Origin of the sequence: Bradyrhizobium sp. AUGA SZCCT0169, from assembly GCF_018130085.1 — a bacterium.
Classification (GTDB): domain Bacteria; phylum Pseudomonadota; class Alphaproteobacteria; order Rhizobiales; family Xanthobacteraceae; genus Bradyrhizobium.
In genome coordinates this window covers 1-17,287 of the sequence record NZ_JAFCMC010000001.1, presented here as the reverse complement: position 1 = coordinate 17,287, position 17,287 = coordinate 1, and the positions used below count along the sequence as shown (strand labels likewise).

At 62.5% G+C, this 17,287-nt stretch carries 17 protein-coding genes; 6 read left to right on the top strand and 11 right to left on the bottom strand.

Annotation, left to right across the window (positions count from 1 at the left end):
• Positions 1-35: 35 nt before the first annotated feature.
• The gene (locus JQ609_RS00085; protein WP_212271586.1) at positions 36-326 is read right to left on the bottom strand and encodes a hypothetical protein; all 291 of its coding nucleotides are present in this window, start codon (positions 324-326) and stop codon (positions 36-38) included.
• Positions 327-433: 107 nt separating this feature from the next.
• Here JQ609_RS00085 and JQ609_RS00080 point away from each other — a divergent pair, with 107 nt between their 5' ends.
• Complete coding sequence (locus JQ609_RS00080; protein ID WP_212271585.1) at positions 434-670, top strand: hypothetical protein; 237 nt, start codon at positions 434-436, stop codon at positions 668-670.
• A gap of 320 nt (positions 671-990) precedes the next feature.
• Here JQ609_RS00080 and rpoD read toward each other — a convergent pair whose 3' ends face one another.
• Positions 991-3,120: an RNA polymerase sigma factor RpoD gene (gene rpoD, locus JQ609_RS00075; RefSeq protein WP_212271584.1), complete on the bottom strand. Its 2,130-nt coding sequence runs from the start codon at positions 3,118-3,120 to the stop codon at positions 991-993.
• A gap of 251 nt (positions 3,121-3,371) precedes the next feature.
• A complete protein-coding gene (gene dnaG, locus JQ609_RS00070; protein ID WP_212271583.1) occupies positions 3,372-5,402 on the bottom strand; it encodes a DNA primase in 2,031 nt (676 codons plus the stop codon).
• Between the two features lie 185 nt (positions 5,403-5,587).
• Between dnaG and JQ609_RS00065 the strand changes: the two genes are divergently transcribed.
• On the top strand, positions 5,588-6,154 hold the full coding sequence (locus JQ609_RS00065; protein WP_212271582.1) for a chlorite dismutase family protein: 567 nt from the start codon (positions 5,588-5,590) through the stop codon (positions 6,152-6,154).
• A gap of 158 nt (positions 6,155-6,312) precedes the next feature.
• Here the strand turns inward: JQ609_RS00065 and JQ609_RS00060 are convergent, their stop codons facing one another.
• From JQ609_RS00060 to JQ609_RS00050, 3 genes are all read right to left on the bottom strand, one after another.
• Positions 6,313-6,723: a gamma-glutamylcyclotransferase gene (locus JQ609_RS00060; protein WP_212271581.1), complete on the bottom strand. Its 411-nt coding sequence runs from the start codon at positions 6,721-6,723 to the stop codon at positions 6,313-6,315.
• Between the two features lie 112 nt (positions 6,724-6,835).
• Entirely contained in the window at positions 6,836-7,648 is an 813-nt protein-coding gene (locus JQ609_RS00055) for a transglutaminase family protein (protein WP_192736720.1), read from the bottom strand.
• Between the two features lie 2 nt (positions 7,649-7,650).
• A complete protein-coding gene (locus tag JQ609_RS00050) occupies positions 7,651-8,550 on the bottom strand; it encodes a transglutaminase family protein (RefSeq protein ID WP_212271580.1) in 900 nt (299 codons plus the stop codon).
• Between the two features lie 99 nt (positions 8,551-8,649).
• Here JQ609_RS00050 and JQ609_RS00045 point away from each other — a divergent pair, with 99 nt between their 5' ends.
• Positions 8,650-9,453, top strand: coding sequence for an N-formylglutamate amidohydrolase (locus JQ609_RS00045; protein ID WP_212271579.1), 804 nt, complete (start codon positions 8,650-8,652; stop codon positions 9,451-9,453).
• A 422-nt stretch (positions 9,454-9,875) separates the two neighbouring features.
• Here JQ609_RS00045 and JQ609_RS00040 read toward each other — a convergent pair whose 3' ends face one another.
• Complete coding sequence (locus tag JQ609_RS00040) at positions 9,876-10,493, bottom strand: LysE family translocator (RefSeq protein WP_212207701.1); 618 nt, start codon at positions 10,491-10,493, stop codon at positions 9,876-9,878.
• A gap of 189 nt (positions 10,494-10,682) precedes the next feature.
• Here JQ609_RS00040 and JQ609_RS00035 point away from each other — a divergent pair, with 189 nt between their 5' ends.
• The 3 genes from JQ609_RS00035 to JQ609_RS00025 all read left to right on the top strand — a co-directional run bounded on the left by JQ609_RS00035 (position 10,683) and on the right by JQ609_RS00025 (position 14,146).
• On the top strand, positions 10,683-10,997 hold the full coding sequence (locus tag JQ609_RS00035; RefSeq protein ID WP_192736724.1) for a helix-turn-helix transcriptional regulator: 315 nt from the start codon (positions 10,683-10,685) through the stop codon (positions 10,995-10,997).
• A gap of 39 nt (positions 10,998-11,036) precedes the next feature.
• Entirely contained in the window at positions 11,037-11,549 is a 513-nt protein-coding gene (locus JQ609_RS00030; RefSeq protein ID WP_212271578.1) for an SRPBCC family protein, read from the top strand.
• Between the two features lie 371 nt (positions 11,550-11,920).
• Positions 11,921-14,146 carry an ATP-binding protein gene (locus JQ609_RS00025; RefSeq protein ID WP_212271577.1) on the top strand — a complete coding sequence of 742 codons (2,226 nt, stop codon included), beginning with the start codon at positions 11,921-11,923 and terminating at the stop codon, positions 14,144-14,146.
• Between the two features lie 4 nt (positions 14,147-14,150).
• On the opposite strand, the gene JQ609_RS00020 is transcribed toward JQ609_RS00025, so the two are convergent.
• From JQ609_RS00020 to JQ609_RS00005, 4 genes are all read right to left on the bottom strand, one after another.
• The gene (locus JQ609_RS00020; RefSeq protein WP_212207697.1) at positions 14,151-14,588 is read right to left on the bottom strand and encodes a hypothetical protein; all 438 of its coding nucleotides are present in this window, start codon (positions 14,586-14,588) and stop codon (positions 14,151-14,153) included.
• A 19-nt stretch (positions 14,589-14,607) separates the two neighbouring features.
• Positions 14,608-14,961, bottom strand: coding sequence for a nuclear transport factor 2 family protein (locus JQ609_RS00015; RefSeq protein WP_212271813.1), 354 nt, complete (start codon positions 14,959-14,961; stop codon positions 14,608-14,610).
• Between the two features lie 94 nt (positions 14,962-15,055).
• Positions 15,056-15,526: a MarR family winged helix-turn-helix transcriptional regulator gene (locus JQ609_RS00010; RefSeq protein WP_212207696.1), complete on the bottom strand. Its 471-nt coding sequence runs from the start codon at positions 15,524-15,526 to the stop codon at positions 15,056-15,058.
• 32 nt (positions 15,527-15,558) lie between these two features.
• The gene (locus JQ609_RS00005; RefSeq protein ID WP_212271576.1) at positions 15,559-17,169 is read right to left on the bottom strand and encodes an acyl-CoA synthetase; all 1,611 of its coding nucleotides are present in this window, start codon (positions 17,167-17,169) and stop codon (positions 15,559-15,561) included.
• Between the last annotated feature and the right edge of the window lie 118 nt (positions 17,170-17,287).

The following is a 17,287-nucleotide window of genomic DNA, read 5'->3' as shown; positions in this document are numbered from 1 at the left end:
CCTCTACACGGTGGGAAATAGCGCCGTAAGAAGCGTCATCTTCCGAAACCTATCAATAAATCTCCGTCAGCAGATAAAAATGCCCGTCGATCTTCTTCACGATAGCCGACTTCTCCGCTAGCGGCCACAAGACCGCGCATATCGGCGTGCCCGGGCTTAGCTTGCCGGCCCTCAAAAGCCGACAGGCTGAGCGTGTCGGCGCCGGAGGCAGGTTTGGTGTCAGCCGTTTGATCGGGGAGCACGGCATCGACGGTGACGGTGGAACACGGTGCAAAATGGGCGAATTTTTGCAGACTCCGCTCAGCTTTCGCAGCCTGCCTGCTCAAGCCCTATGTTTGAGCATGATCTTTTTCGGAAACCGCTTCACACTTTTCCGGATAATGCTCTCGGCGATTTTCTTTGACAGCGGCGCGCTTATCGACCAAAAGCCCGCATGCCCAAAAAGCCCGGGACCAATCCCAAAGGCGAGTTTGCCTTCTTCAATGTCGTCTATGAAGACGACTCGCAGCGCTCCAACCGGCGCGTTCCTGCCGAATTGCTCGGCGGGCTCGACGGCGACGAGCCGGCACGTGCGTTCATCCTCGAGCAGGACCGCGAGATCGCCGAGAAATCCGGCCGCACGCCGCTGGAGATCAAGAGCATCAGCCGGGTTGGGGCGAAGAAGAAGTAGCTAGCGCGGCAGACTCGGTTCACCTCTCCCGCTTGCGGGGGAGGTCGGATCGCATCGAAGATGCGATCCGGGTGGGGGCTCTCTCCTCAGAAGAGTGTGGCTCGCGGAGACACCCCCACCCCGCCCTCCCCCGCAAGCGCCGCAAGCGGGAGAGGGAGCGCACCGGCGGCGTGGAGGCAGTTTGACCCGGTTCATCGCGCTCATCGCGGCGGCAGCTTAATGCAGGCCAGACCAAGCAAAAACGGCGGGCTTTCGCCCGCCGCTTTGTTTCGATGGATTGCCGGATCAAGCCCGGCAATGACAGTCAATACTGACTGAAATCAGTTGTCGAGGAACGACCTGAGCTTGCGGCTGCGTGACGGATGCTTCAGCTTGCGCAGCGCCTTGGCTTCGATCTGACGGATACGTTCGCGCGTAACCGAGAACTGCTGGCCTACTTCTTCCAGCGTATGGTCGGTGTTCATGCCGATGCCGAAGCGCATGCGGAGCACGCGTTCTTCGCGCGGGGTCAGCGAGGCCAGCACGCGGGTGGTGGTTTCGCGCAGGTTGGACTGGATCGCGGCGTCGATGGGGAGGATCGCGTTCTTGTCCTCGATGAAATCGCCGAGATGCGAATCTTCCTCGTCACCGACGGGGGTTTCGAGCGAGAGCGGCTCTTTGGCGATCTTGAGAACTTTTCGAACTTTCTCCAGCGGCATGCCGAGCTTTTCGGCGAGCTCTTCCGGGGTCGGTTCGCGGCCGATCTCGTTCAGCATCTGCCTGGAGGTGCGCACGATCTTGTTGATGGTCTCGATCATGTGCACGGGAATGCGGATGGTGCGCGCCTGGTCGGCGATCGAGCGCGTGATCGCCTGCCGGATCCACCATGTCGCATAGGTCGAGAACTTGTAGCCGCGGCGGTATTCGAACTTATCGACCGCCTTCATCAGGCCGATATTGCCTTCCTGGATCAGGTCGAGGAACTGCAGGCCGCGGTTGGTGTATTTCTTGGCGATCGAAATCACGAGACGCAGATTCGCCTCGACCATTTCCTTCTTGGCCTGGCGGGCTTCGCGCTCGCCCTTCTGCACGCCGTGCACGATCTTGCGGAATTCGCCGATCTCGAGCCCGGTCAATGCCGCCAGCGACTGGATCTCGTGGCGCAGGTCCTTGATGCGGTCCTTTTCGTGATGGACGAAATTCTTCCAGCCTTTGGCCGAGAGTTTCGAGACACGGTTGAGCCAGCGCGGATCGAGCTCCGAGCCCTGGTAGTTGCGCAAGAAGTCTTCGCGCGCGACGCCGTGGCTGTCGCCGAGGCGCAGCAGGCGGCCTTCGAACGAGACCAGGCGCTTGTTGATGTCGTAGAGCTGCTCGACCAGTGAATCGATACGGGCCTGGTTGAGCCGCAGCGACTTCACCTCGACGATGATTTCGTCCTTCAGCTTCTTGTATTTGCGCTCCTGCGAGGGCGACAGCGTCTCGCTCTGCAGCTGGTTGGCGATGTCCTGTTCCTGCAGGCGCCGCAGCTTCTTGTACTCGGAGGCGATCTTGTCGAAGGTTTCGACCACCTTCGGCTTCAGCTCGGCCTCGATGGCGGCGAGCGACATCTGGTTTTCGAACTCGTCGTCGTCCATGTCGCCTTCGGCGGCGGCTTCAGCCGGATCCTTTTCCTCGGTGTCGCCACCGGGTGCGGATGCAGGGGCGGCGCGGAACGGCGTCGCCGACGGCGGGGCGGCCGGCGGCGCGACATGGGCAGGCGCGCCATTGCCGTTGGCAGCAGCGACCGGCTGGCCGTCGGGGCCGACGGGCGCCGCCAGCATCGTCGGGTTCATGTTGTTCTTGGCGTCGGGGCCGGCATAGGTGGCTTCGAGATCGATGATATCGCGAAGGAAGATCTTTCCTTCGTTGAGTTCGTCGCGCCAGATGATGATGGCCTGGAACGTCAGCGGGCTTTCGCAGAGGCCCGCGATCATCGCCTCGCGGCCGGCCTCGATGCGCTTTGCGATCGCGATTTCGCCCTCGCGCGACAGCAGCTCGACCGTGCCCATCTCGCGCAGATACATGCGGACGGGATCGTCGGTACGCTCGCCGGGCTCGGATTTCTTGACCTCGGTGACGGCCTTCTGTGTGACCTCGACAAGCTCGTTGTCGGTCTCGTCGTCGGCCTCTTCCTTCTCGTCTTCGGAGTCAGCCTCTTCGGCTTCGGACACGTTGATGCCCATGTCCGACAGCATCGACATGATGTCTTCGATCTGTTCGGGCGAGGTGGTGTCGGAAGGCAGGACTTCGTTGAGCTGATCGAAGGTCACGAAGCCGCGCTTCTTGGCCTGCTTGATCATCTTCTTGACGGCGGCATCCGACAGATCGAGCAACGGCGACGGGGCGTCCGGCGAGTCCTTCTCGGGGGCGTCCGCTGCCTTGTCGTCTTTTTCCTTGTCTTTAACCTGCAGCGTCTTTGCCTTGGTGGCCATTCATCAAGCTCCCGAAACACGCTCATGCAGGATGCGGCCGCCGCACCTGCAATACGAAAAGTAAGTCACGACGCGGAAAGGGCGGCGCAGACTGTCGCCACCCCGAATCCCCGTTTCGCCGGTTATGTCTACTAGCCGTAAGGCTCTTAAGCTTCGCTTAACCCTGTTTTTGCAGCCAAACCATGGGTTTGGCGAGTCTTTTAACGGCTCCGGCACGAGCCGTCCGCATCATTTTTTCATCTGACGCTTAATCAGACGCTTTGCCGGAACCGGCCTGAAAGCTCGCCAAAACCCTCAATCAGGGCCTCGGTGCCGTCCAGCGACTCCAAACGGGCGCTGACGTCCTTTAACCACGCCAGATTGGCCTCGCTGGACTCCTCGCCCAGAGCCAGCTCGGCATCTTTCTTTTCCCTAAGTAAGGCGTGTGTTTTCTGATGCAAGGCAACGAGTTGCTGCCAGGTCGAAAGAACATCCTCGCGGGCGGCCCCGATTTGCACGCCCCACACCGCCCCAGTCGTGATCGCGCCGCCAACCCTTTGAAGAACTTGCGAAAATCCGCGCGCTTCGAGATCGGCGCGCATTTTCTCGGCCTGTTCTTCGACATCGGGGGAATGGTGATGGTCGCCGGCAAAGGCCGCAATAATACCGGCGCGGAGCTTGTTGGCCTCCGGATGGGCCAGTTCCAGGGCCGCCACCTCCTCCAGATGGTCGTGCAGCAGCCAGGGGTGGTTGATCAGGGACTGCAAAATCAGCGCTTCCCGGCGGGACATCGCGCTGCGCTGGCCGCGCATGATCGGGCTGTTGGCGAGCTGGGGGCTCGCCGCCTGGTAGGGGCCGCGGTTGATGGTCTGGCTGGCGGAGCCCGCCTGCCCGCGGCCGCCATAGGGCGCCGCCCGGCCCGCCGGGCCCGGGGTGAAGCTGCGGGCGGCAAAACGGCGGCCTGATTCGCCGGGTCTTCCTCCGAAATTGCCGCCGCCGAAATTGCCGCGGCCGTAGCCGCCGCGGCCGCCTTCGGGCGCAAAGGTGTTGCGAAGCCGCTCGGAGAGATCCTGGCGATAATAGCGCCGCACCACTTCGTCGCGGATGCCGTTCGAAAGTTCGCCGATCCGCGCTTCCAGCGCCGCGCGCCGCTCCGGCGTTGCAAAGGTGCCGCCTTCGATCTCGCGCGACCACACGATATCGGCGAGACCACGCGCCGCCGAAATCACTTCCTCGATCGCGGCGCGGCCGCCGGAGCGCGCGAGGTCGTCAGGGTCCTGTCCCTCGGGCAGCAGCGCAAAGCGCAGACTCTTTCCGGGTTTTAAATGCGGCAGCGCGAGATCAGCCGCGCGCCACGCCGCTTTCTTGCCGGCCTTGTCGCCGTCAAAGCAAAGGATCGGCTCGTCCACCATCTTCCACAGCAGCATCAGCTGGTTTTCGGTCAGCGCGGTGCCGAGCGGCGCGACGCTGGCTTTGAAGCCTGACGTGACCATCGCGATGACGTCGACATAGCCTTCGACCACGATCAAGGGCGCGCCGTCATGCGTGGCCTGCCGCGCGGTGGCGAGGTTGTAGAGATTGTCGCCCTTGTGAAACAGCGGGGTTTCCGGCGAATTCATGTATTTGGCGGGGACGTCCTTTTCCAGCGCCCGGCCGCCGAAGGCGATGACGCGGTTGCGCACATCGGTGATGGGAAACATCACGCGGTCGCGGAATTTGTCGTACGGCACCGGGATGTCTTCGCCGCCGTTCAATAGCCCCGCCTCGACCATGTCCTCGGTCGGGATGCCCTGCGCGCCGAGATACTCTTTCAGCGCAAAGCGATCGCCGGGCGCGTAACCAATGCGAAACTGCAGCTGCGTCGCCGGCGAGATCGCGCGGTCGGCAAGATAGCCGCGCGCCTTGGCGCCGCCCCGCGAAGCCAGCGTGTCGGCGAAGAATTTGGCGGCGAGCTCCATCACGTCATACAGCGTCTTGCGGCGCTGCTCGTGCCTTGCCGCATCCGGCGTCACCGCAGGGAGCGCCATGCCGGCCATCGAGGCGAGGCGTTCGACAGCCTCGGGAAAGGAAAGTCCTTCGGTCTGAACCAGAAAGTCGAAAATATTGCCGTTCTTGCCGGACGAGAAGTCGAACCAGGCCTGCTTCTGATCGTTGACGAAGAACGAAGGTGTTTTCTCCTGTTGGAAGGGCGACAGCCCCTTCCACTCCCTTCCTGCCTTCTTCAGCTTGACGCGCCGGCCCACGACTTCAGAAACCAGAAGCCGGGCACGCACTTCGTCGAGGAATTGGGGCGTAAAGCGCATGGGTGAATTGGGGCCTTGATTCGCTGGGCCGGATTCTAGCAGTTGGCCAACCGGCCATGGATACAGGGCGGGCGGCGGGAAATACGAAACGTATTGGGCTTCTCGCCGCTATTCACAGGCCCCGCCATCCCGGATGGCCCGGATGACATCTTGAACCCGGCCCGGTTCCACGCTTCCATAGGCCCATGTTCACGACCTTCAGAGGCGGGCAAAGCGGGGCCTGGCAGGTGGTGTCGCAGGCCGCGGTCAAGGGCGCCGAGCTGTTGCTGACGCCGGCGGTGTCGGTCGTCCATTCTGCCTCGATCGCGCTGCCGATCCTGCCCTCGCAGACCTCCTGGCGGCTCGCCGGGGTCGCCAGCCATGTGCGCTATACCGAGCGCGCCGAGAAGGACAAGCTGGTGGCGGTGCAGGCCGGGCTTGGCCGTCCCGAAGCGACCTGTGCGGCGCTGATCCCGATCAAGAAGAGCGCCGCGTGGTGGGACCTGACCCAGGAAGAGCGGCGCCGGATTTTCGAGGACAAGTCGCAGCACATCGCGGCCAGCCTGAAATACCTGCCCGCCATCGCCCGCCAGCTCTACCACTGCCGCGATCTCGGCGAGCCCTTCGATTTCCTGACCTGGTTCGAATACGACCCGGCGAATTCCGCGCTGTTCGAGGAACTGGTTGCGATGCTGCGCGCGACCGAGGAATGGAGTTACGTCGAGCGCGAGATTGACGTGCGGCTGGAGCAGGAGCCGCTGGGGGCGGGTTAGAGGCTGAACCTTCGCACGTTCCCGCGTCATCCCCGGGATGAACGCAATTGCGTTCACCCGTAGGTGCGCGCTCTTGCGCGCCTCGAAGGATGAGAAGCGCCCGTGGCCCATCCTTCGAGGCTCGCCCAGCGGTGCAAGTGCACCGCAAGGCTCGCACCTCAGGATGACGAGCGCGTTTCCAGAAACTTCCCCGACGCGATGCGCGGCAGGCCGGTGACCGGCCAGTTGTAGACGTAGGTCCACGCCTCGCTCGCGCTGCCGTCATGAAGCGTGACGTTCAGCATCTGCCGCACATATTCGGTCGGCGCCTGAAAGCCCGGACCGCAGGCCTCATACATGTCGAACTCGCCGAGCAACGCATCGCGGTCGCGCAGGCGATACAATTCACCGGACACGGTGTCGGCAGGATCGTCCGACAGCACCAGCCCCGGATAATGCTTGATGGGATAGAGCCGGCCGCGACACGTGGCCTCGCCGATGAAATCGGCGCTGCGCGACAAGAGCTTCGCCATCGGATGGTCGAAGCCGCGCATCAGGGTGCCGTAGACGAACAGACGATCTGAAATCATGGCGGTGTCTATACCCGTCATTGCGAGCGAAGCGAAGCAATCCATCTCGCCGCGCAAAGAAAGAATGGATTGCGTCGTCGCTTCGCTCCTCGCAATGACGAAGGAGACAGCCTCAAGCCACCACCACCTCGTCGCTGACGACGACGAACTTCACGAGGTCCATCCGGCCAAAACTCGTGGTCAGTGCGACGTCGGCGGCGTCGCGGCCGGTGCCCATCAGGATGCGGCCGATCCGCGGGTGATTGTGCCGCGCGTCGAAGGTGTACCACTGGCCGGACAGATAGACCTGAAACCAGCCGGAGAAATCCATCGGCGCGGGATCCCTGGGGATGCCGATATCGCCCATGTAACCCGTGCAGTAGCGCGCCGGGATGTTCATGCAGCGGCAGAACGTCAGCGCCAGATGGGCAAAATCGCGACAGACGCCGGCGCCCTGCTCGTAGACGTCATGCGCCGACTTCATGTGATGCGCGTGCTGGTAGCCGAACGTCACGTGGTTATGGACGAACTCGACGATCGCCTGCACCCGCGCCCAGCCCTCCGGCGTATTGCCGAACAGCGACCAGGCAACGTCGGTAAGCTTGTCGGTTTCGCAATAGCGGCTCGGCATCAGATATTGCAGCACCTCGTCCGGCAACTGGTCGATCGGGATCTGCTGCGCGGTCGGCATGACAATATCGGGCAGGCCGGAATCGCGCACCAGCGCGCTGCCGCGCAGGGTCACGCCGCCGGCGGGCGCCACCAGCCGTCCGCAGACATTGCCGAAGATGTCTCGATAAAAACCGATCGGCACGTCAGGCTCGGCGACAATGCTTTCCGTGCCGACAATGTCGGAAAAGCGCGACGGGTGGATCGAGAGCATGATCACCATCGGCGTCGGCTGCACGGCAGCATAGGCAATCTCGAAGCCGACCTTGATCTCCATGATCAGACCTTTTCCGCCTGCGCTTCGTCAATGACGGAGACGACGTTGATATTGACCTCCATGCCGACGAAGGCATCCGCCGAGCCGAGATAGGCGCCGTGCAGCGGAATGGCCTGGCGCGGATCGCGCGCCACCGCGACGCGAATGAGGTCGCGGGTGCCGATGATGCCATTGGTCGGATCGAACTCGATCCAGCCCGCGCTCGGCAGATAGACCTGCACCCAGGCATGGGTCGAACCGCCGCCGACATAGCCGTGTGCACGGTCGCCGGGAATGAAGAGATAGCCGGAGACGAAACGCGCGGCGATGCCGAGCCGCCGCAGCGCCTCGATCATGAACAGCGCATAGTCGCGGCAGGTGCCCGATCCGGTCTGCAGCGTATCGAGCGGGTGCTGCGTGCCCTGCTCGTAGCGCTTGCGATAGGTGAAGGCGTCACGGATGCCATGGGTCATGCCGCTGAGGATATTGAACGTCGGCGTCGGCCCTTCGGCGTCGAGAAATCTGCGCGCCCATGCCGACAGCTCGCCATTCGGGTCGCCATATTGCGGCGTGATGAACTGCACAAGATCGGGAAACTCCTCCTCGTCGTACAGGAACGGATAGAAATAGGCGGGATCATCAGCGGTCAGCGCGAACTCTTCGGCCGGGTTGTGCTCGACGGTGGCCGTGGAGGTGAACGACAGCGTCTCGGCCCGCTCATCAAAGGTTGCGATCGCAACGCTGTTGCCGAACACGTCATGGATCCAGCGCAACTGCATCGGCCGCGGCTCGATCGCGAGGTTGCCGGACAGCACGCGCAGATCATGGCCGTCGCGCGGACGCAGCATGATGCGGTGTTCGCCGAACGCCACCGGGTGCGTGTAGCGATATACGGTCTTGTGATGAATCGTGAGTAACGGCATCGTCAAACAATCATCGTGATTCTGGGCCCGCTAATCTATACAAAAACCTGCTCATTTGTAGGCCGACATGCCGCTTCGATAGGCAATGCGTAAGGAAAAATGGTTTTGAACGACGTCGGCGACACATCATTACTCTTGGGATCTCAGGATGTTCCCCCAGTCCGCGAATATAATGCCGAGGGACGCTCGCCGTTTCTGCTCACTTGTGACCATTACGGCCGCTTGATCCCCCGCGTGCTCGGCGATCTCGGATTGCCGGAGAGCGAACTGGTGCGGCACATCGCATGGGACATCGGCATCGCAGGGGTCGCCGAGATGCTGTCAAAACATCTCGGCGCGCATCTGATCGCGCAGCGCTATTCGCGGCTGGTGATCGACTGCAACCGCCCGCCTGATGTCGCAAGCTCGATCCCGCTGATCAGCGAAACCACGACGATCCCCGGCAATGAAGGTATCGCGCGAGAAGCCGCGGAACTGCGCCGAACGCAGATCTTCGATCCCTATCACCGCCGTATCGGCGCGATCATCGACGCGCGCCGAGAGCGGAAGATGCCGACGATATTGATCTCACTGCACAGCTTCACGCCGGTCTATGCCGGCATCGCGCGTCCCTGGCACATCGGCACGCTCTATCAGCGCGACAAGCTATTGCCGCCGCTGCTGCTGCAATTGCTGCGCGCGGAGTCTGATCTGGTGGTCGGCGACAACGAACCCTACGCGGTCAGCGACCAGACCGACTACACCATTCCCGTTCACGCCGAGGCGCGCGGCCTGATGAACACCGGCATCGAGATTCGCCAGGACCTGATTTCGGATCAGGCCGGCGAGAAAGCGTGGGCCGACCGGCTGGCGCGCATTCTTGGTGAGGTCGAGACGATTTTTCGGTCGCGGCAGGTGATTTAGATTTCAGTCGCCACACCTAAGCTGCGTTCCCTCTCCCCCTGCGCGGTCGAGACGCCGCAGTTCAAACGGATTACCGCCGCGCACCCAATGGCCTCATGGTTCGAGACGCGCGCAAGAGCGCGCTCCTCACCATGAGGGTCTAATATCCTTCAGACCTCATCCTGAGAGGCTGACCGAAAAAGGAGCCAGCAATTTCGGGCGCTTCCTAGCTGCCTGCAAATGATTCGCTTTCTCGTCATGGCCGGGCTTGTCCCGGCCATCCACGTCTTTCTTGCTTAAGTGAAACTAAGACGTGGATGCCCGGCACAAGGCCGGGCATGAAGAGTTTCACTACAAAGTCCTTCTTCGTTGGCGACATTTTGAGTCAGACTCTGAGGAGGCCGCACCGCGGCCGTCTCGAAGGATGAAGCCACCGAGGCGTGCTATTTTGCCCTTGTCAGCGCCAGCCAGATGCCGCCGCCGATCATGAAGCCGCCTGAGATCCGCGACACCAGCCGTGTGCGCTCCGCCGAGAAGAAAAGCCGGGCCCGGCCGGCAAGCAGCGCATAGACCGCGTCGGTCATGGCGGCGGTCACCATGAACGTCGCGCCGAGCAGCGCCACTTGCGGGAAGTGGTCCTGCTTCATGTCCATGAACTGCGGGATGAAGGCGCCGAAGAACACCAGCACCTTGGGATTCGAGAGCAGCACCAGAAAGCCCTGCAGGAAGAAGCCGCCGCGCGGCGGCGGTGGCGGTTCGTCTGATTTGATGCCCACCACCGGCTCACGAACCAGCTTGATGCCGAGCCAGATCAGATAGGCCGCACCAGCGAAACGCACCCAGTCGAACCAGTAGCCCATCGTCGCCATCAGCGAGGTCAGGCCGACCGCGACGATGCCGATCACGATGGCAAGGCCGACCTGGGCGCCGGCGACATTGATCAGCGCCGCGCGGGTGCCGTGGCGCAGGCCGTTGGCGATGATGAGCGTGACCACCGGACCCGGCAGCAACGCCAGCGCGATGCAGGCAGCGACGAAAGCGAGATAGACCTGGAGGGACATGGTGGAACTCGGGATGGGAGGGAGCTTACGCCATTTATGCACGTGAGCGGGGGAGATGGAAGCGGTGCATTCTTCCTTCTCCCCTTGTGGGAGAAGGTAAGAAAAGCAGCCTCACCGTCCTTCCATCGCATTACCAACGCGCCTAGCAGACCTTGACATGCAACCATTTGGTTGCCTATTATCCCCGCCATGGATGAAGTCTTCCGAGCGCTGGCCGATGCCTCGCGACGCGCGCTGCTGGACAGGCTTCATGCCAGGAACGGACAGACATTGGGCGAACTATGCGACGGCCTCGCCATGACGCGGCAGGCCGTGACCAAGCACCTTGGAATCCTCGAAGCGGCCAACCTCGTCACCACGTTAAGGCATGGCCGCGAGAAGCTGCACTATTTGAACCCTGTTCCGATCCATCAGATCGGTGAACGCTGGATCAAAAAATTCGAGCGCGGCAAGCTCACCGCGCTCAGCGAATTGAAACGGCAATTGGAGAAGCGTGATGAGTAAGGTGGAATTCGTCGCCCGCCTCGGCATAGAGGGCGCGTCATGAACATCGACAAATTCAAACCCGCGATCGTCTACACGATCTACATCGCCTCGACCCCCGAGAAGGTTTGGCAGGCGCTGACGACGGCGGAGTTCAGCAGAAAATATTTCTTCGGCCATGCCGTCGAAGTCGATCTGAAGGTCGGCGGCGCCTACATCGTGCGTACGCCTGATGGCGCGCTGCATATCAGCGGCGAGGTGATCGAATGCGATCCACCGAGGCGGCTGACCGTCACCTTCAACGTCAACTGGCCGGCGCTGATCGAAAAGCTTGGGCCGACGCTGGTGACGTACGAGATCGAACAAGCGGGCGAGGCGGTGAAGTTGACAATGCTGCAATCGCACGACCGCGTCATCAGCGACGATATCCTCTCCGGCGGCCGCCAGGGCTGGCCGGCGATCCTCTCCAGCCTCAAGAGCGTGCTGGAGACGGGTCAGCCGCTCGCGATCAAGATGGCGCCGCCGCAGCGCATGCTGGACGCGCTGAAGGCGATGGGGATCGGGACGCCTTGATGTCGTCCCGGCCTTGAGCCGGGACCCCATACTCCGCGGCGTTCGTTGTCGAGGAAGGTATCTAACACCTGGGCTCTCACCGATGGGCCGCGGCGTTTGGGTCCCGGCTCAAGGCCGGGACGACGGTGGAGTTGACGCCAGCCCTGTTAACCGCAGCACGTTCCTTCCCTTGTCACCCGCCCTGATTGCGATAGCCGACCAGAGTCTGTAGGGTCGCTCCGAGGGACTCCAATAGAAGCCATTTGAAAACTGCCGGCCCGGTTTTTCGCAAGGGGCATTTGCCATCCCCGGCGGACGGAGCGGCACACGATTGCCGCACATTATTAGTTAAAAATGAAACTGTCTGATTCGAGCTCGAAAATTACCGACCGATGAGCCTGCGCACCCGGCTACTGATACTCGTTATCGCGGCCATGCTGGTGCCGGCCATCCTCGTGGGACTGCGCTTCGCCCAAAATCGCGCCAGCGAAATCAACGCGGCGCTCGCCAATTTGTCGGCAACGGCCGACGATATTTCCAGGGATCTGGACGAGAAAATTCAGGGCACGGCGCAGCTTCACTACGGTCTGGCCCGCGCCCGCGACCTCGACACGTCAGACAAGGCGGCCTGTTCGGCCTTCCTCTCCGCGGTGCGCGAGGAATACCCGCAGTTCACCGGCATCCTGACCATCACACCTGACGGCGCCCTGTTCTGCGACTCGCTGCGGACCAACCGCACCCTCGACTTGCGGGATCGTGCCTATTTCAAACAGGCCCTGACCGCGCACGGTATCGTCACGCTGGAGCCGGTGTTCGGCCGGCTGACCGGGACCTCCGTGCTGCAGATCGCGTACCCCACCCGCTCGGAATCCGGCGATCTGAAATTCATCCTGCTCGCATCGTTCAACTTGCGCAAATTCGCCGAGTACGACAAGCGCCTGCTGAACGGCAAGGATGTGCTGCTGGTTGACAGGAAAGGCACCGTCCTGGTCGCCCCGCAGGGAAAGGGGTGGACCACGCCCGCCGGCGCATCGATCGCAAACTCGGACCTGTTCCGGTTTGCGGCCGCAGCAAATCACGAACCCTTCCACGAGATGCAAGACGCTGAGGGCCGGACGCATGTATGGGCCGTCGCCCGCTCGCCTTCGATCCGGGACGCCGGCCTCTATATCATGGTGGGGCTGCGCAAGGACGGCCTGGTTGCCGCCGCCAACCGCCGCGTCTACGAGGATCTGGCGATGCTAGCGGTGGCCTCGCTGCTGCTGCTCGCAGGCGTCTGGCTGCTGGCGACATTGGGCGTCGGCCGTCAAGTCGGACGGCTCGCCGGGATGGCGCGGCGGCTCGGCCTTGGCGATTTGAGCGCGCGGATTCCCGAGCCACACCCAGGCGGCGAACTGGGCGGGCTGATGACGCTGCTCAACGGCACCGCCGAGTCGCTCGAGCGGCAGCGCGCCGCCATCGACGAGCTCAATCAAAAGCTCAGTCAATCCCAGAAGATGGAGGCGATGGGTCAACTCACCGGCGGCGTCGCGCACGATTTCAACAATCTCTTGACCGTCATCCTGGGCAACGCGGAATACCTCGCCGAGAAGCTGGCCGCGAACCGGGAACTGCACACCATCGCCGACAGCATCGCCACCGCCGCCGAGCGCGGCTCGGACCTCACAAGGAGCCTGCTCGCCTTCGCACGCAAGCAGCCACTGACGCCGCAGGACATCGACATCGGCCAGAAAATTCTCGGCATGGAACAATTGTTGCGGCGGACCCTGGGCGAACATATCGAATGCGAATTCCTGCTCGATCGGGACTTGTGGCGCGCCAGCGTCGATCCCGGTCAGTTGGCGTCCGCGCTGCTCAATCTGGTGCTCAACGCGCGCGATGCGATGCCGCAGGGCGGCAGGCTGACGGTCGAGGTCCGCAACATCGCGCTCGATGAATCCGACCTCGACGTCAATGGCGAGGCGCGGCCCGGCGATTACGTCGAGGTGGCCGTGACCGATACCGGCAGCGGTATGATTGCCGAAGTGGCCAGCCGCGCCTTCGAACCGTTCTTTACCACCAAGGAGGTGGGCAAAGGCACCGGCCTCGGCCTCAGCATGGTCTATGGGTTTGCAAAACAATCCGGCGGCGCGATGCAAATACGCTCCGAGCCGGGACGCGGCACCGCCGTCAGGCTTTTCTTCCCCCGCATCAATGCCCCGCACAGAGGCGTCGCGCCGCCCGCTGACCAGCTCGCCGCACATGCCGGCACCGAGACCATTCTCGTTGTCGAGGACAATGATCTGGTCCGCGCGTATGTTGAGAAGGAGCTGAAGGAGCTTGGTTATCGCGTCATCGTGACACGCAATGGCCGCGAGGCGCTGGAGGTATTGCGCCAACGCAGCGAGATCGATCTGCTGTTTACGGATGTGGTGATGCCCGGCGGCATGTTCGGACCAGAGCTTGCCAGGGAAGCATCGCGGCTGCGGCCAGAACTCAAGGTGCTTTTCACTTCCGGCCACACCGAACATCCGGTCCAGCCGCTCGACAGCCTCGACAGCGAAGCGAAAATTTTGAACAAGCCGTACCGGCGAAACGACCTGGCGCTGATGCTGCGGCGTGCGTTGAAGGGGAGTTGAGCGGCTAGGAGGACAGCAGCAGGAAGACCACGACTAGATTTGCCACGAACAGGATCGCGTCGATGACAAATATCCGGAGCATCGGGCCCTTCAACACCGGCCAGTACGCCACCCCGACGCGTCCCCCGCGCATCAGGACCGGAAGGTTATAGGCGAACTGACTGAAGTGGCACGCGGCAAAGAACAGGAATAACGCAAGCTGCGCGTCAGCGGCCCCAAAGAAGGGCGGCCGGGCCAAGAGATACAGCGACAGCAGGCCGATTGGCAGATTGATTCCGCCCAGGAACGCCACGCTGGCCGACAAGGTCGGCGCGATCGGATTTCCGCGCTCCTCCCGGGGCACCAGTATTTTCAGCGTATTGCTCTGGGCAATGCTGAACTGGATGAAGGCGCCGCCGAACCAGAGTGTGTTGAGCAGCAGGACGAAATCCGAAAATCGCATCGTTACTTTCCGTACATGGCTATTTTCCGTAGAAGGCCTCGCTGCGCACCACACGGCCGGCAGCGTCGAAGTCCATGAACTCGCTGGCGCGCGTGTCGCCCAGTTGCCACCAGACCGTCAGGCGCGCGATGGTGTCGTCGAAGCTCCAGCTCAGGATTTTCAGATCGGCGCTCTCGATGTGTCCGTAAGCCTTGCGCCAGTAGGCGCGAATGTTCTCAAGGCCCGCGACCACAGGAGAATCCGTCAGTTTGAGGGCCAAGGGGGAACGCATCTCCGCGTCGTCGGCAAAGTGCGAGACGACAGCGTCGATATCAACCTTGCACCAGCTTGCGCACCACGCCTCGACAAAGCGTCCGGCGGCGGCCCGGTCCATCGTCTGTTTGCTCAAGCTCCCGCACCTCCTCGGCATCACTGCAGAGAAAGTTGTCACGGCACGATCTTCAAGTCAACGATATTGACCTTAGAAATCAATTGCTGTCGGCGATAGCCCCCATGACGGCCATCCACGCGGCAGCGCCACGCGGGCCGACACGATCGAACGCCTCGCTCACGACCTTGCGCTCGTAGTCCGATGCCCGTTGTTCCGTGCGTTTACCTGCTTCCGTCAGCCGCAGCAATTTGGAGCGATGCTGCTCGGGCGACCGCCTCGAGGTCAGCATCTTGCGCTCCAGCAGCAGGCTGAGCGGCCGGTTCAGGGCTTGTTTGGATATGCCGAGAATTTCAATCAGCGAGCCGATCGACACGTCGGGCTGCCTGGCAACCACGTAGAGAATGCGGTGGTGCGGGCGCGACAGGCCAAGGGTCGCAAGATACTGATCGGCGGAAAGCGTCATCCCGCGCCAGCCGTAATACATCAGCTCCAGCGCCGCGTCCAAATCGTGGAGTTTCTTGAGCGAGGCGCGGTGCAAGCCCGCGGCGTGAGGCACAGTTTTTTGCATTTTCCTACCGCATAGATTTGCTTGAGGAGAGGTTACCCGAGCGCCCGCAATTCGCGTCGAAGCACCTTGCCGGTCGCGGTCATCGGAAGGCTTTCCGCGAACTGCACGAAGCGCGGATATTCGTGGGCGGCGAGTTGCACTTTCACGAATTCCTGGATCTCGCGCGCCAGCGCGTCACTGGGCGTAAAGCCCGGACGCAGCACGATCCAGGCCTTGATCGATTCGGTTCGGATCGGATCGGGAATACCGACGACCGCCGACATCGCCACCGCCGGGTGCTTCATCAATGTGTGCTCGATCTCCGACGGACCGACGCGATAGCCGGCCGTGGTGATGACGTCGTCCTCGCGGCTGACATACCAGAAGTAACCGTCCTCATCCTGCACGCCGAGATCGCCGGTCAGCAAAAACTCGCCGGCATACTTCTTCGCCGTCGCTTCCGGATTGCGCCAATATTCGATCATGGTGCACGGACAAGGCTGGCGAACGCCGATGACGCCGCGGGTACCACGCGGCAGCTCCTCGCCCTGGTCGTTGACGATGCGCACGTCAAAACCGGGCGTCGCCCGGCCCATCGAACCCGGCCGGATCGGAAACAGTTTGGAATTGCTGCCGATGACGAGATTGCATTCGGTCTGGCCGAACACTTCATGCGCATCGACGCCGAAAGTAGCGCGCACCCAGTCGAGCAGTTCGCCGCCCAGCGACTCGCCGCCGGTGAAGATGCTGCGAAGCTTTACGCCCGCGTTCTTCACGCCGGCCTGCCGCATCAGTTTCAGCGCCGTCGGCGGCAGGAACACGTTGCGGATGCCGTGCTCGGCCATGACCGCCATCGCCGCCTGCGGCTCGAATTTGCGCGCGCGGTGCCCGACCAGCGGCACGCCGTGATACCAGAAGGCAAACAGTCCGTTGATCAGCCCGCCGATCCAGGCCCAGTCCGCCGGCGTCCACATCAGGTCGCCGGGTTTTGGAATGAAGTCGTGGCACATCTCGACATTGGGCAGATGGCCAAGCACGACGCGGTGCGCATGCAGCGCGCCCTTGGGATTTCCCGTGGTGCCCGAGGTGTAGATGATCAGGCCGGGATCGTCGGCCGACGTATCGACGGTCGTAAAATCCGGTGATGCGGCTTTCAACGAAGACCAGAACGGCTTGGTACCCGCGGGCGCGCGATCGCCGATCACATAGATGGTCTTCAGCTCGGGCAGGCGGTCGCGGATCTTTGCGAGCTTGTCCCAGCCGGCCTCGTCGGTGATGACAGCTTTGGCCTCGGAATTACCGAGACGAAACTCCAGCGCGTCCTCGCCGAACAGCGCGAACAGGGGAATCGAGATCAGGCCGGAGCGAAACGCCGCCAGATGCGCGATCGGCAATTCCAGCGATTGCGACAGAAACACCGCGACGCGGTCGCCGCGCACGAGGCCATCGGCCTCAAGTACATTGGCGAAGCGCCGCGACAGGTCCGCAACCTCGTCGAACGAGGTCTTGGTGGCGGTGCCGTCCTCGTCGATATAGATCAGCGCGAGGCGGCCAGAGCCGTCGGCATGACGGTCGCAGCACGCGGTCGCGATGCTGAACCGCGCCGGGATGTCCCAGCGGAAGTTGCGGTACAGGGTTTCGTAGTCGGAGGCTTCGGTGAGCATGGCGGAGAGGCCCTCGAATTCTTGCGTCGTCCCGGCCTTGAGCCGGGACCCATATGTGGACGGCCCCCGTGCCACAAGAGTTTTTTGACGGTCTGATCGGATCGCTTGCATCCATATG